Genomic DNA, 13,962 nt, shown 5'->3' with positions numbered 1-13,962 from the left:
ACAGCTCGGGAGCGGGGGAGCGGGAACCTGTCGCCAGTCCTTCACCGCCGTCCGCCGCCCCGCGCAGGGCTCGCAGACTGGGCGGGCCAGGGGACCACCGGAACAGAGCCGCGCACCCGAGGGTGCCGGGAGGTGACGCAGCGTTGAACACCGTGCTGAACATGCCGCGCTTCCTGCTGGACGACGCGCGCGCCACGCGCGACCCCTACCCGGTCTACCGCAGCCTGCGCGCGTACGGCCCGGTCTGCCGGGGCGGCCCGGGCCAGTGGGTCTTCCCGCGGCACGAGGAGGTCTCCACGCTCCTCCGCGACCCCCGGCTGGGCCGGGAGTTCCCCGAGGAGTACCAGGCGGTGTCGGTGGGCGAAGGACCGGCCAACGACTATCTGCGGCGCATCGTCGTCGACCGCGACCCGCCCGGCCACACCCGGCTGCGCCGGCTGCTCGTCAAGTCGCTCAGCCCCGCGATGGTGCGCGGGCTGCGCGAGCCGATCGCCCGGCTCGTCGACGGACTGCTGGACCGGTTCGCCGACGAACGCCGCTTCGACCTCGTCGCCGACCTGGCCGTGCCCGTACCGATGGCGGTGATGAGCGAGCTGCTGGACATCCCCCGCCCCGACCGGGCCGACATCGCCCGCCTCGCCACCTCGCTCGCCCAGGCCTTCGCGGTCTTCATCCCGCCGGACAAACAGCGCGAGGCGCACGGGGCCGTGGTCGAGCTGCGGGAGTACATGGCCGGGCTGGTCCGTGAGCGCAGGCGCCGCCCGGGCGAGGACCTGCTGTCGCGGATGCTCGCCGCGGTCAAGGAGGGCGAGGAGCCGCTGACCGACGAGGAGATCATCGACAACGCGCTGTTCGTCTACTACGCGGGCTTCGAGACGACCACCAACGCCATCGCCACCGGCGGCGACCTCTTCGTCCAGCAGCCGCACACACAGCGCCAGTTGCGGGCCGACGCCGGAATCGTCGGCAGCGCGCTGGAGGAGTTCATGCGCTACGACGCACCCATCCACGCCACCACCCGGCTGGCCCTGGAACCGATCGAGATCGCCGGACTGACGATCCGCAAGGGCCGGGTGGTGGTGCTGCTGCTCGCCTCCGCCAACCACGACGAGCGGGTCTTCCGCGACCCGGGCCGGGCCGACCTGACCAGATCGCCCAACCCGCACCTGAGTTTCGGCGGCGGCGTGCACCACTGCCTCGGCGCGGCGCTGGCCAGGGTGGAGGGGGCGGTGGTCTTCGAGCGGCTGGTCGCCCGGTTCGCGGATATCGCTTCGGCGGGCGAGGGCGTGTGGGAGCCCAGCGCGGGCGGCTTCCGGTTCCCCTACTGGGCCCACCGCAGCGTGCCGGTGGCGGTGCGGCCCGCCTGAGCCGGACGTGGCAGCGAGCCCGCCGGTGCGGCGATCGCGGTCACCACGACGCCCGCACCCGCGGCCCAGCGTCCACGCAGGGCCGGGAAGCCGGTGGCGACCGGGTCGAAGGCGGCATCCGCCCGGCGGACCCGGCGGAAGCCGCCCGAGACCGGCCGCACCACGAACGTGCCGGAACCACGGCCGGTTTCGAGGACGACCTCGGCGTCGTCGAAACCCAGCCAGCACCCCGTCGCGGGATACCAGACCTTGTAGTACGCCTCCTTGGCGCTGAAGAGCAGCCGGCACCACGGCACGTCCGCCCCGGTCGTCGCCAGCTCGTCGAGGTGGGCCCGCTCGGCCGCCGAGGCCACCCGGGCCAGCACCCGGGCGGGCAGCGGGGCGCGGGGTTCGGCGTCGATGCCCAGCCCGTCGGCGTCCCGGGACCGCGCCACCGCCGCTGCCCGGTAGCCCTGGCAGTGCGTCAGGGAGCCGACCGTCCCGGCCGGCCACCGGGGCGCACCATCGACGCCGCGCACCAGCGGAACGGGCGGGACGCCCAGCTCGGCCAGGCAGCCGCGCGCCACCCGCCGGACCGTGGCGTACTCGGCACGGCGCGCGGGCAACGCGTCGGCGACCTGGCGCCGTTCCGCCTCGAAGAGCTCGGGGCCGGTCAGCTCGCACGTGCTCTCCCGGGCCGCCGCGTACGCCGGCAGCAGGGTCCGGATCACGCCGGAGGCCGCCGTGGTCCGGGTCAACCGGATACCGCCGCCGCCCGCAGCGCCACCTTGTCGATCTTGCCCACAGGGGTCCGCGGCAGCACCGGCAGCTCGCGCATCTCGTCGGGCAGCTTGAACGAGGCCAGCCCCTTGCCCGCCAGATACCGCTTGATCTCCACCAGCGAAGGCGTCCGTCCCGACGCCCCGGGGACCACGAACGCGAGGATGGCCTCGCCGAGGCCGGCGTCCGGCCTGGCCACCACCGCAGCGTCGTCAAGCGCCTCGTGGCCGCGCAGATGCCCCTCGATCTCGTCGGCCGACACCTTCTCGCCGCCCCGGTTGATCACGTCCTTGGCGCGGCCGACGATCACCAGGTTGCCCTCGGGGGTGAGCCTGGCCAGGTCGCCGGTGCGGAAGAAGCCGTCGGGCGTGAACGACGTGCGGTTCGCCTCCGGCGCGTTCCAGTAGCCGTTGATCGTGTACGGGCCGCGCGTGACCAGCTCGCCCACCGCACCCTCCGGCACATCGCGGAACTCCTCGTCGATCAGCCGGAGTTCGTCGAGTCCGGACAGCGGGCGGCCCTCGGTGCCGGACACGACCTCTTCCGGGTCGTCCAGACGCGTGTAGGTGAGCAGGCCCTCGCCGATGCCGAACCAGTTCGTGATCCGGCAGCCGAGCGCGGACTGCGTGCGCCTGGCGGCCTGCTCGTCGAACTTGGAGCTGCCCACCTGGAGGATGACCCCCTCCATGTCCACCGGCCGCTTCGCCGCGACCTTGGACCACAACGCCGCGAGGGCCGGCACCACCGTGGTGTGGGTGACGCCCTCCTTCTCGATCAGCGGGAAGACCTCGTCGGGGGAGGGGCTCGCGGCCAGTACCGCCTTGCCGCCCACCAGCAGTGCGCCCAGCACTCCGGGGCACCCCAGCGCGGCGTTGTGGGCCGCCGGGTTCGCCGCCAGGTAGACGCTCTCCGCGTCGAATTCCAGAGCCTGTGCGCAGGCGGCGATGTTGAAGAGGTAGTCGTCGTGCGTACGCGGTATCAGCTTGGGCTTCCCGGTGCTGCCGCCGCTGAGCAGCAGGAACGCGACACCCGAGGGATCGACCTCGGGCAGCGGCCCGCCGTCGGCGCCCTGGGCACGGACCCGGTCCAGGGGCGTGAGGTCCCCGCTGTCGCCCGCCACGATCACCGTGCGGACGCCGGGGAGGGACGCGGCGTGGCGGGCGAGGGTGCGGTAGTCGAAGCCCTGGAACCGGCCGGCGGTGACGTAGCCGACCGCGCCGGAGGCCTCGATCAGGTGCCGCACCTCGCTCTCCCGGTGCCCCGGCAGCGCGAACACCGGGATGATGCCCGCCCGGAACATCCCTACCGTGACGGTGAGGAACTCGACGACGTTCGGCAGCTGGACCATGACCCGGTCACCCGGTTTCACCCCCCGGGCCAGGAGACCGCGAGCGATCTCGTCGGCCTCGGCGCGTACCTCGCCGTGCGTGAGGCGGCGTCGGCGGTCCACGGCAGCGGTCCGGTCGGGGAAGGCCGCCGCCGCCCCGGCCAGCGCGTCGCCCAGCGGCACCCCCCGCCAGATCCCGGCGGCCCGGTAGCGGGCGGCATCCTCGTCGCTCCACGGTGTGAACTCATCCATGGCGGCCAGTGTTCCGGCCCGCCAGGCCACGCCGCCCGGGACGAACAGAGCCGTGAAAGAGACGACGGCCGCCACCGCGATCGCTCCTATCGTCACCAGCGTCACCGACGAGATCCCGACCCCCGGGACGCCCGGCCGAGGAGTGATGGATGAGCCGACCCCACACGCTGAGCTGGCTCGACGCACCCCGCGACGACACCGGGGTGGAGATGTTCGACGAGACCTCCCATGTCTACCGGCCCTACTCCGAACTCGCCGACGCGGCGAGCCGGATCTCGGGCGGGCTGATCGGGGCGGGTGTGCCCCGCGGGGCGGTCGTGCCGCTGCTGTGCTCCACCGGACCCGACCTCATCGCCGCCTTCTACGGGGTGCAGGCCGCCGGATGCGTGGTGAGCGTACTGGCGCCCCCCACCCGGGTGTCGGGCGAGGCCGCCCGCGCACACGTCCGCGCCGTCGTCACCGCCGTGGACGCCGACACCGTGGTGGTGGACGCCGCCCACCACGACTACGCCGTGGACGTGCTCGCCGAGGCCGGGCCGCGTACGCGCCTTCTGCTTCTGGAGGAGCTCGTCGCTGCCGAGCCCGGCCGACGGGCCCCCGACGAGCAGGCCCTCGTCCAGTTCACATCGGGCAGTTCGGGCCGGCCGCGCGGCGTACGGATCAGCCACGCCGCACTCGACGCCAACACCGCCGCGATCCGCGCCTGGGAGCGGGCGGGCCGCGACGACTCCTGGTGTTCCTGGCTGCCGATGCACCATGACATGGGGCTCATCGGCTGTCTGGTGGTGCCTGTCTCCGGCAACAACCGGCTGGCGGTGTGCAGGCCCGAGACCTTCCTGCGCCACCCGCTGTCGTACGTCACCCGATTCGACGCCAACCGCGTCGACCGGCCCGCCACGATCACCGCGACCCCGGCTTTCGGACTGCAGCGCATCGTGGACCGGATCGGCCATGCCGACCTCGAAGGCGCCGACCTGTCCGGCACCCGGGCGGTCATCGTCGGGGCCGAACGCATCGATCCCGCCCTGGTGACCCGCTTCACCGCTCTGATGCGCCCGCACGGCCTGTCTCCGCACACCCTCACCCCCGCCTACGGCCTGGCCGAGAGCACCCTCGCCGTCACCGGAGTGCCCGTCGGGGAGACCCCACGAGCCGTCCGCGTGCACCGCGACACCCTGCGCATCGGAGCCCGGGTGAGCCTCGCGGCCGCGGCCGCGGACCGCGAGACGGTCCACGTGATGAGCTGCGGCCGCGCACTGGACGGCCTGACGGTGCACGTCGTCGACGAGGACGGAAAGCCTCTGCCCGAAGGCTACGTCGGCGAACTGGCCGTCTCCGGCTCCTCGCTGGCCGACGGCTACCTCGCGGACGGCTCCGCCGAGTGCACCGCCTTCGAGGACGGACGGCTCCTCACCCGCGACGTCGCCTTCGAGCTGGCGGGGGAGTTCCACGTGCTGGGCAGGCTCGGCGACAGCGTGAAGGTCCATGCCCGCTCCCTCTTCGCCGAGGACGTCGAGCTGATGCTCGGGCGGGCCGGGCTCAACCTGAGCAGGGTCTGCGTCGTGCTCGGCGAGGCCGACGGACACCCGCACGCCGTGGCCGTGCTGGAGGGACTCGACGACCGGGCCGCCGAGGTGGCCGAGGACGTGCTCGCCACGGCCTGCCCCGGCACCCGCCGCCACGTGGCCCGAGTGCCGCGCGGTGCGATCCCCCGCACCAGCAGCGGCAAGAGCCGCCGCCGTCAGCTCTGGCAGCACCTCAGCAACGAACGCGTCTTCGACGCGGTGCCCGCCGCGACCGACACCACCGCCTGACCAGCCCCGGAACAGCAGAGCCCGACCGCCCCCAGAAACAGGAGACCACATGTCCTACTCCAGTGAAGAGGTGCGCGAGACCGTGCTCGCGATCATCGAGCAACTCGCGCCCGAACGGGAGCGGTTCGAGCCGGGCAAGGACATGCGTCTGGTCGAGGACCTGGGGTTCCACTCGCTGGCCCTGCTGGAGATGGCGTTCGCGATCGAGGACGACTTCGACCTTCCGCCGATCGACGAGCAGACCGGACGTGCCATCCAGACCACCGAACAGGTGCTCACCTACGTCCTGAGCCAGGTCGAGGTCCGGACGCCGTCGTGACCGCCACCACTGACCCGAGCACGACGACGTCATGACGGAATGAAGGAGCCACGATGACCGAGGCGATCTCCCTCTCGGACCTCACCAAGCGATTCGGCGAGCAGACCGCACTCGACCGGGTGTCGCTGCAGATCCCCGCCGGAACCGTGGTGGGCCTGCTCGGCCCCAACGGAGCGGGCAAGACCACCCTCATCAACTGCCTCACCACGCTGCTGCAACCCGACGGCGGCACCATCCGCGTCCTGGGCCACGACCCCGCGACCGACCCCTCCCTGGTACGCGCCAACATCGCCCTCACCGGGCAGTTCGCCGCCCTCGACGAACAGATCAGCCCGCGCGAGAACCTGGTGTTCTTCGGCCGGCTGCTCGGTCTCGGCAAGGGCGAGGCCCAGCAGCGGGCGGGCGAGATGATGGAGCGCTTCGAGCTGGGCGAAGCGGCGTACACCCCCGTCGGATACCTCTCCGGCGGCATGCGCCGCCGTCTCGACCTCGCCGTCAGCCTGGTCGTCCCGCGGCCGGTGCTGGTGCTGGACGAACCGACCACAGGCCTCGACCCGCGCAGCCGCAAACTCCTGTGGGAGATGGTGAGGGCCGAGGCGGCACGGGGGGTCGCCGTCCTGCTCACCACGCAGTACCTGGAGGAGGCCGACCAGCTCGCCGACCGCATCGTCGTCATCGACAAGGGCCGGGTCCTCGCGGACGGATCGTCCGACGAGCTCAAGCGGGGCGTGGGCGGCCTGATGTGCCGCCTCACCCTGACCAGCGCCGCCGACGCCGAAGCGGCGCGCCTCGCCCTCGGCGAACTGCCGGGTGTGACCGCCGATGGCGAGAAGGTCGCCGTGCCCATGGCGCGCCCCGAGGACATCGCCGGGCTGCTCGGCCTGCTGGACGGCAAGGGGCTGCGGATCGCCGACATCGAGGTGACCAAGCCGACGCTCGACGAGGTCTTCTTCGCGTTCACGGAGCCGGCTGCGAAGGAGGCCACCCGATGAGCACCACGCCCGACGTCGCCGCGGTGCCCGGCCCCCCGGCACCCCCGGGCCGCCCGGCCGGCTGGCAGCACGACTTCCAGGTGCTCTTCGACCGGCTGCGGGTGCGCTCCTTCTCCCGGGGCGGCCTGGTCGCCACCGTCGTGCAACCGCTGCTCTTCTTCGCCATCTTCTACTGCACCTTCGCCACCATGCTCGACGAACGAGGCATCCACTTCGGCCGCTTCGTCACCCCCACCGTCCTGGTCCAGGCCCTGATGTTCGTGGCCATCGGAAGCGCCACCGACCTGGCCGCCGACCGTTCAAGCGGCGTCTTCTCCCGCCTGCTGACCAGCCCGGTCGACATGCGCGCGATGAGCCTGGCGCACCTGGCCGTCGTCGCGCTGCAGGGCCTCCTGTCCAGCGTCGCCGTCGTCATCGCCGGACACCTGGTGGGTTTCCGCTTCGGCCAAGGGGTGCTCGCCGCCCTGGGATTCATGGTGTTCGCAGTGGCGTTCACCGTCGCCCTGTCGCTGGCCACGGCCACCATCGCGCTGCGCCTGCGCAACCTGGAGGCCCTCAGCGCGGTGCTCCACCTGCCGTACCTGCCGCTGCTGGTGCTCTCCACCGGCTTCGTCAAGGCGGACCTCTTCCCCGGCTGGCTCCAGCCGGTCGTCGCGGCCTCCCCGGTGTCCGGGGTGATCGACGCGCTGCGCGCCCTGTCGAGCGGCGAACTCACCTGGAGCGCGACGCTGCCCGGCCTCGCGTGGCTGGTGGGTCTCGTCGCCCTCTTCTCGTGGACCACGACCGCAGCCTTCAGGAAGGTGGCCGTCCGATGACCGTGCAGTCGCCGGGGCCCGTCGCACCGACGGTGCTGCCGTCCCCCTCGCCCGACCCGGCCACCCTGGCCAGGGCCTCCGCGATCATCGCCGGGCGCGTGATCCGCCAGTTCGTCCGCAACCGGATGATGCTCATCGTCACCATCGCCTTTCCGCTGCTCCAGCTCTTCATGCTGCTGGCCGCCTTCAGCGTGCTGGTGCGCGACACCCAGGACGTCGACTACGTCCGGCGGCTCGCCCCGCTGATCGTGCTCACCACGGCGTTCTCCTCGATCCTCACCACCGCGATCGCCCTGTGGAGCGACATCCGCAGTGGGGTCTTCAACCGGCTGCGGGCGATGCCCCTGGACATGCGGGCGTACGTCTTCGGGCGGATCGGCGGCGACTTCGTACGCATCATGGGGGTGGCCGTCCTGGTGACGCTGGTCGCCCACACGGTCGGCTTCCGGTTCTCCCGGGGGCCCTTGGCGATCGTCGGCTTCTTCGGGATCGTGGCGCTGTTCGGGATGATGTGCAGCGCGCTGGCCGTCGCCGTGGCGCTCGTCGCCCAGCACCCCGGCATCATCGTGCGCTACGTCCAGATGCCCACACTGGTACTGACGTTGATGTCCAGCGGTTACGTACCCCTGGAGGCATTCCCGGGCTGGATTCAGCCGGTGGTGAGCGTCAACCCCGTCTCGCTGGCGGCCGGCGCCCTCACCGGGCTCTCCCACCAGGGCGCCCTGACCGGACCGGTGCTCGGCACCGCCGGCTGGACCCTGGGGATCACGGCGGTGTGCACGGTCGTCGCCACCCGGCGCTTCGCGATGCTCGTGAAGCGCGGCTGACCGTGGCGGACATCGTCGTACTGGGCGGGGGAGTGACCGGTCTCGGCCTCGCGGTCTTCGCCGCCCGCCGCGGACACCGGGTGACGCTCGTCGAACGGGACGGCCCGCCCCCCGGGGGCGGGGCCCACACGGAGGTGGCCGACTGGGCAAGGCGCGGTGTGCCGCACGCCCGCCAGGGGCACGCCCTGCTCGGGCTGGGCATCGGGGTGCTGCGCGAGGAGTGCCCCGAGGTGCTGGCGGAACTGACCGGCAGGGGCGCGGTCCCCGTCACCCTGGAGACGGGCGGCGACGATCTCGGCCTGCTCAGCCGCCGGCTGGTCTTCGAGGCCGCGCTGCGCCGCCGGGCCGCCGCCGACCCCGCAGTCACGCTGCTGCACGACCGGGCCACGGGCCTGCTGAGTTCCGGCGCACCGCACGGCGTTCCCCATGTGCACGGGGTCCGCCTCGCGGAGGGCGGCGACCTGGCCGCTGACGTGGTGCTGGACGCCACCGGCCGCAGATCGGCGGCGGCCGCCTGGCTCCCCGCGATCGGCGGCACCCCGCCCCGGGAGACGGTCCAGTCCTGCGGGTTCTCCTACATCGCCCAGGAGTTCGCGCTGGGCCCCGGCGGCCGGTTCCCGTCCCTGCGGGCGCCGGTGGTGCACGAGCTGGACTTCGCCACCGTGCTGGCCTTCCCCGGCGACAACGGCCGCTTCCATCTGTCGACCACCGTGTCCTCCCATGACCCCGTACGGACGCGGCTGCTGGAGCGCACGGTCTACCTCCGCTTCCTGGCCAGCGTGGCACCGGTGCGCGACTGGCTCGACGGGGCGGCCCCGGTCGGAGACCCGATGCCGATGGCCGGGCTGGAGAACCGCCACCGGTCGCTGGCGGTGGACGGAGCGCCGCTGGTCACCGGCTTCGCGCTGGTGGGCGACGCCTGCGTACAGACCAACCCCACCTTCGGACGCGGCGTCTCCCTCGCCCTGGCGCACGCCAGGACCGTCGCCGACCGGATCGGCAGCCTCGACCAGGCCCCGGTGGACTGGGCGCGGGAAACCCACCAGGCCACCGAAGAGTGCCTGGGGCAGTGGTTCGAGCAGCAGGTCGCCACCGACGCCGCCCGGCTCGCCGAACTCGCGGGCGGCGCGCCCGACGACTCGCTGACCGCCCGCGTGCTCACCGCCCTCGCGGTCCTGCGCGAGGAGGACGAACTCGTACGGATCGCCGCCGAGCGCGTCTACCACATGCTGCTCACCCCGGCCGAGCTGATGCGCGACCGCAAGGTGGCCCGCAGGGTGCTCGCGTTCCTGCGCGAACACCCCGAACTCCGGCGCGAGCACGTCGGACCCAACCGTCAGGACTTCGAGCGCCTGGTCATCGGCTGAGCGCCCACAGAAGGGAACACCATGAAAGTCACCCTGCCCACGGACGTCACGCTGAGCTACGACATCTACGGACCCGAGGACGGCCCCGTGGTCGTGCTCGTGCCCGGCCAGCACCAGGCATCCCTGTTCGAGACCATGCAGGTGCCGCAGCTGACGAAATCCGGGTACCGCGTCGTCACCTTCGACCTGCGCGGCGTGCACCCGTCCGAGGAGACCCCGCCGCCGTACACCGTGGAACTGCTCGGGCAGGACCTGGCCGCCCTCAACGAAGCCCTGGAGCTGGGCCCCTGTACGTACATCGGCTACTCGGTGGGCGCGATGATCCTGCTGGAACTGGCGATGAAGCGCCCCGACCTCATCGAGCGCGCCGCCCTCATCGGGGTCCCGTGGAAGCCCGGCAAGCTGCAACAGGCCATCCAGGCCGAGGCGGTGGACCGGCTCAAGAACGGGCACAAGGTCCCGGCCCTGCTGGAGGGGGCCTTCCGGGCGATGTACCTGTTCGGGCCGCGCGCGCTCAACCGCGACCAGTTCATCGCCCCCTATCTGGAAGGGCTGGCGGGCCTGGCCGAGTCGGGCGGGCACGGCGCCATCGGACACGCCGAGGCGAGCACCAATTTCCGCCCCGGCGACGAGGAAGTGGCCGCCGTGCGGGTGCCGCTGCTCGTGGTCGGCATGGAGCACGACATCGTCGCGCCCCGCCACCTGTCGCGGGAGCTGGCGGACCTGATCCCGACCGCCCAGTACACCGAGATACGCAACTGCGGGCACGCGTCCCTGCTGGAGAAGCCCACCGAGGTCAACGCCCTGGTGGCCGACTACCTGCGCTCCGGCAAGGTCGGCACTCCGCGCGGCTCGCGCCGGCTCTCCGATGACCGTACGGAAGCCGTCTGACAGCCGTGGTGCAACGGGACGGGCTCCCGGCCTCGCGCAGAGGCCGGGAGCCCGTCGTCGTACCGCCCGTTACTGGCGGGCCGTGAGCCGGTACAGCCGGTGGAACGGGTGCCCCACATCGATCGCCCGGGTGTCCAGGCCGGCCTCGGCGGCGTACGCGCGCACGGTGTCCGGGCGCATCACCGTTCCCGTGGCCGCGCTCGGCGTCCGGCTCATCCCGACGGGCAGGCAGTGCAGCACACTCACCGCGTAGTGGAAGCGCTCGCTGTCCGGCGCCGTCGGCGTGAACCGCTCGCCGACCGACGGCTCCATCAGCAAAACCGCACCCCCGGGAGCCGTCAGCCCACGGCAGGCCCGGAGCACGTCCACCGGCGCGGACATGTCGTGCAGAGCGTCGAACACGCAGACCAGAGTGTGACCGGCCACCCCAGCCTCACCGGCGTCACCGGCCCGGAACGTGACCCGGTCGCGCAGCCCCTCCGCGGGATCGGCGGCGGCGAGATTCGCCTCGGCGTCCCGGATCGACGCCTCGTCCAGGTCGAGCCCGTGCACCTCGGCGTCGGGGAACATCCGGGCCAGCGCCAGCGTGGAGAGGCCGGAACCGCACGCCACGTCGGCGATGCTGCTCCCCGGCACCCGCAGCCGGGCATCGATGTCGGGCAGGTGACGGCTGATCCAGCCGGGCAGGTGGTGTTCGAAGACACCGCGGTTCAGGCCCGCCTGGCCACCGCGCAGGGCCTCGCCGTAGGCCGCGTACGGCAAGCCCCGGCGACCGCGGTAGGCCTCCACCAGCTGTGGCAGCACGGCCGCCATACCGCCGATGGGCATCACGACCAGCGGCGCGATCCAGTTCGGGCTGCCGGCGTCGAGGAGCGCCTCCGCGTGCGCCTGCGGCAGCGTGAACTGTCGTGCCTCCGGTGGCGCGTGCGGCGCGTCGACGGCCAGCACCCCGGCACAGGTCTGCTGCTCCAGCCACTCCCGTACCATCCGGGCGTCGAGGCCGGCCTCCTCGGCCACCTGCGCGGCCGTGGCCGGACCGGTGCGGCGCAGGGCTTCGTACAGGCCAAGTTCCAGGCCCAGGAAGCAGGTCATCAGCTCGGCGGACGCGAGCCCGGCGCCGAAGAGCCGCAGCGAGAACGCCTGCGTGGAGTCCGCAGCGGGCGCGGCCGGCTTCCCCCGCTGGGCGGGAGGCGTACCGGGTGGGGGACCGGCGGGCTTTCCGCGCGGTACGGACGGTATGCCGGAGGCGGGGTCGCGGAAGGCGGGAGCCACGGCGGTCAGAGGTGGGCGAGGACGTTGACGACATTGCCGTCGTGGTCGCGGTAGAAGAAGCGCCGTACGCCCCACTCCTCGTCCGCCGGTCCGTACAGGATCTCCAGACCGGCGGCGCGGGCCCCTTCGAGCGCCGCGTCCAGGTCCTCCACCTCGATGGAGGCCGCCGGGTTCACCGGGCCGGTGGGGTCCTTGGTGATCAGGCTGACCTGCACGGAGTGGTCCGTGGGCGGGGCGAGCGTGGCGATCCAGCCGTGATTCATGATCACTTCCATTCCGGTGACCCGGGCGTGGGCCTCCACTGCGGAATCGAGGTCGGTCACGGTGAGCAGCGGCATCGCGCGGAGTGCAGACATGTGCGCCAGCGTAACCAGTGCGCCCCGCGCCCCGGGGGGCCTTTCCGCCCTCTTTCACCCCCGCGGCGCATACCCCCCGGCGGCCGTACGTTCTCCTCGCATCGGCCTCCTTGCGCGCGAGCGCGCGCCGGCCGAACTCGCCAACCCCCAAGGAGGACTGACGTGGGACTCGTCACCGCGACCGGCACGGACATCCCGGAATCCAAGCTCGCGGAGCTGGGTGGGGCGATCAGGGGCCGGACCGTCACCGCACAGGACGCCGACTACGACGAGCGCAAGCAGATCTGGAACGGCTACTTCCAGAAGAGCCCCGGGGCGATCGTCCAGGTGGACGGCGCCTCCGACGTCGTCAAGGTCGTCAACTTCGCGCGGGAGAACGACATCGAGCTGGCCGTCAAGGGCGGCGGCCACTGCTTCGCAGGCACCGGCACCGTCGAAGGCGGACTACTGCTCGACACCTCCCGGCTGCGCGGCATCCGGGTCGACCCGGCCAAGCGCCGTCTGGTCGTCCAGCCCGGACTGGAACAGGGCGACGTCGACGCCGAGACCACCAGTTTCGGCCTCGCCGTCACCGGCTCCCAGGAGTCGTACATCGGCATCGGCGGGCTCACCCTCGGCGGTGGCCTCGGCTGGCTCGCCCGCTACCGCGGTCTGCTCGTGGACAACCTGATATCCGCCGACCTCGTGCTCGCCAGTGGCGAGCTGGTGACCGCCACCGCCGAGAACCACCCCGACCTGTTCTGGGCGATCCGTGGCGGCGGCGGCAACTACGGCGTGGCCACCCGCTTCGAGTTCGACCTGCACCCGCAGGGCGACTGCATGGCGGGCCTGCTGGCCTTCCCCATCGACCAGACGGTCGACGTGGCCCGGCGGCTCGACGAGTTCAACCGGACCGCCCCCGACGAGCTGACCACGTCCTTCGCCTTCCTCACCGCCCCGGGCGGCGCACCGGCCATCGGCCTGGGCTTCGTGCACGCGGCCCCGGACGAAACCACTGAGGAACTGATCGGCCAGATGCGCGGACTCGGCACCGGCGCGCTCCTCGACCACTGCGGCCCGATGCCGTACGTGGCCGTGCAGCGGATGCTCGACGAGAACACCGTCGCCGGTCACCGGTACTACCCGCGCTCGTTCCTGCTGCCCGAACTGCGCGACGAGCCACTGCGGATCCTCGCCGACGGCTTCGTCAACGCCCCCTCCGAACGGAGCCTGGTCGGCGGCGGCCTGATGGGCGGTGTGATGTCGAACGTACCGGCGTCCGAGACCCCGTTCCTGCACCGCGAGGGTTACCTGACCAGCATCCTCACGTCCTGGACCGACCCGGCCAAGGACGAGGAGGCCGTCGAGTGGACCGAGAAGGTGTACTCCGAGCTCCTCCCGTACACCACCGGCGCGGTCTACGCGAACCACCTGGGCGCGGACTCCGCCGAGCGCATCGAGGACGCCTACGGCTCCAACTATGAGCGGCTGACCCGGATCAAGGGCGTCTACGACCCCGACAACTTCTTCCACACGAACAACAACATCAAGCCCGCGAGCTGAACCTGACGGGCCCGCCCGCGGAAGGCGGGCGGGCCCTCTCGTACGACGGCGCCCGGACCGCC

General features: G+C 72.4%; 13 protein-coding genes. 9 read left to right on the top strand and 4 right to left on the bottom strand.

The window, feature by feature from the left end:
* The first annotated feature begins 152 nt into the window (after nucleotides 1-152).
* Complete coding sequence (locus ACWGKJ_RS18300) at nucleotides 153-1,367, top strand: cytochrome P450 (RefSeq protein ID WP_385032063.1); 1,215 nt, start codon at nucleotides 153-155, stop codon at nucleotides 1,365-1,367.
* Here the strand turns inward: ACWGKJ_RS18300 and ACWGKJ_RS18295 are convergent.
* Both ACWGKJ_RS18295 and ACWGKJ_RS18290 read right to left on the bottom strand, forming a co-directional pair.
* Nucleotides 1,322-2,104, bottom strand: coding sequence for a 4'-phosphopantetheinyl transferase family protein (locus ACWGKJ_RS18295; RefSeq protein ID WP_385032027.1), 783 nt, complete (start codon nucleotides 2,102-2,104; stop codon nucleotides 1,322-1,324). The genes ACWGKJ_RS18300 and ACWGKJ_RS18295 overlap by 46 nt on opposite strands.
* Nucleotides 2,101-3,801, bottom strand: coding sequence for a (2,3-dihydroxybenzoyl)adenylate synthase (locus ACWGKJ_RS18290; RefSeq protein WP_385032030.1), 1,701 nt, complete (start codon nucleotides 3,799-3,801; stop codon nucleotides 2,101-2,103). The genes ACWGKJ_RS18295 and ACWGKJ_RS18290 overlap by 4 nt, the downstream gene beginning before the upstream one ends.
* A 53-nt stretch (nucleotides 3,802-3,854) precedes the next feature.
* On the opposite strand from ACWGKJ_RS18290, the gene ACWGKJ_RS18285 reads away from it, so the two are divergent.
* The 7 genes from ACWGKJ_RS18285 to ACWGKJ_RS18255 are packed head-to-tail and all read left to right on the top strand — an operon-like array spanning nucleotide 3,855 to nucleotide 10,730.
* Nucleotides 3,855-5,519, top strand: coding sequence for an AMP-binding protein (locus ACWGKJ_RS18285; RefSeq protein ID WP_385032033.1), 1,665 nt, complete (start codon nucleotides 3,855-3,857; stop codon nucleotides 5,517-5,519).
* A 49-nt stretch (nucleotides 5,520-5,568) separates the two neighbouring features.
* Nucleotides 5,569-5,838: an acyl carrier protein gene (locus ACWGKJ_RS18280; protein WP_385032036.1), complete on the top strand. Its 270-nt coding sequence runs from the start codon at nucleotides 5,569-5,571 to the stop codon at nucleotides 5,836-5,838.
* A 53-nt stretch (nucleotides 5,839-5,891) separates the two neighbouring features.
* A complete protein-coding gene (locus tag ACWGKJ_RS18275) occupies nucleotides 5,892-6,830 on the top strand; it encodes an ABC transporter ATP-binding protein (protein ID WP_385032039.1) in 939 nt (312 codons plus the stop codon).
* Nucleotides 6,827-7,645 carry an ABC transporter permease gene (locus ACWGKJ_RS18270; protein WP_385032042.1) on the top strand — a complete coding sequence of 273 codons (819 nt, stop codon included), beginning with the start codon at nucleotides 6,827-6,829 and terminating at the stop codon, nucleotides 7,643-7,645. The genes ACWGKJ_RS18275 and ACWGKJ_RS18270 overlap by 4 nt, the downstream gene beginning before the upstream one ends.
* Nucleotides 7,642-8,472 (top strand): ABC transporter permease, encoded by an 831-nt coding sequence (locus tag ACWGKJ_RS18265; RefSeq protein WP_385032045.1) that lies wholly within the window; start codon nucleotides 7,642-7,644, stop codon nucleotides 8,470-8,472. Before ACWGKJ_RS18270 ends, ACWGKJ_RS18265 begins: the two co-directional genes overlap by 4 nt.
* Complete coding sequence (locus tag ACWGKJ_RS18260) at nucleotides 8,421-9,839, top strand: NAD(P)/FAD-dependent oxidoreductase (RefSeq protein ID WP_385032048.1); 1,419 nt, start codon at nucleotides 8,421-8,423, stop codon at nucleotides 9,837-9,839. Before ACWGKJ_RS18265 ends, ACWGKJ_RS18260 begins: the two co-directional genes overlap by 52 nt.
* Before the next feature lie 21 nt (nucleotides 9,840-9,860).
* Entirely contained in the window at nucleotides 9,861-10,730 is an 870-nt protein-coding gene (locus ACWGKJ_RS18255; RefSeq protein WP_385032051.1) for an alpha/beta fold hydrolase, read from the top strand.
* Between the two features lie 69 nt (nucleotides 10,731-10,799).
* Here the strand turns inward: ACWGKJ_RS18255 and ACWGKJ_RS18250 are convergent, their stop codons facing one another.
* The gene (locus tag ACWGKJ_RS18250; protein ID WP_385032054.1) at nucleotides 10,800-12,002 is read right to left on the bottom strand and encodes a class I SAM-dependent methyltransferase; all 1,203 of its coding nucleotides are present in this window, start codon (nucleotides 12,000-12,002) and stop codon (nucleotides 10,800-10,802) included.
* A 5-nt stretch (nucleotides 12,003-12,007) separates the two neighbouring features.
* The gene (locus tag ACWGKJ_RS18245; RefSeq protein WP_385032057.1) at nucleotides 12,008-12,358 is read right to left on the bottom strand and encodes a VOC family protein; all 351 of its coding nucleotides are present in this window, start codon (nucleotides 12,356-12,358) and stop codon (nucleotides 12,008-12,010) included.
* Nucleotides 12,359-12,520: 162 nt separating this feature from the next.
* Here ACWGKJ_RS18245 and ACWGKJ_RS18240 point away from each other — a divergent pair, with 162 nt between their 5' ends.
* Nucleotides 12,521-13,900 carry an FAD-binding oxidoreductase gene (locus ACWGKJ_RS18240; protein ID WP_385032060.1) on the top strand — a complete coding sequence of 460 codons (1,380 nt, stop codon included), beginning with the start codon at nucleotides 12,521-12,523 and terminating at the stop codon, nucleotides 13,898-13,900.
* Nucleotides 13,901-13,962: the final 62 nt, after the last annotated feature.

Source organism: Streptomyces sp. NPDC054757 (assembly GCF_053612185.1).
The sequence above is the reverse complement of the archived record's forward strand: the minus strand, read 5'-3'. Positions and strand labels throughout refer to the sequence as shown.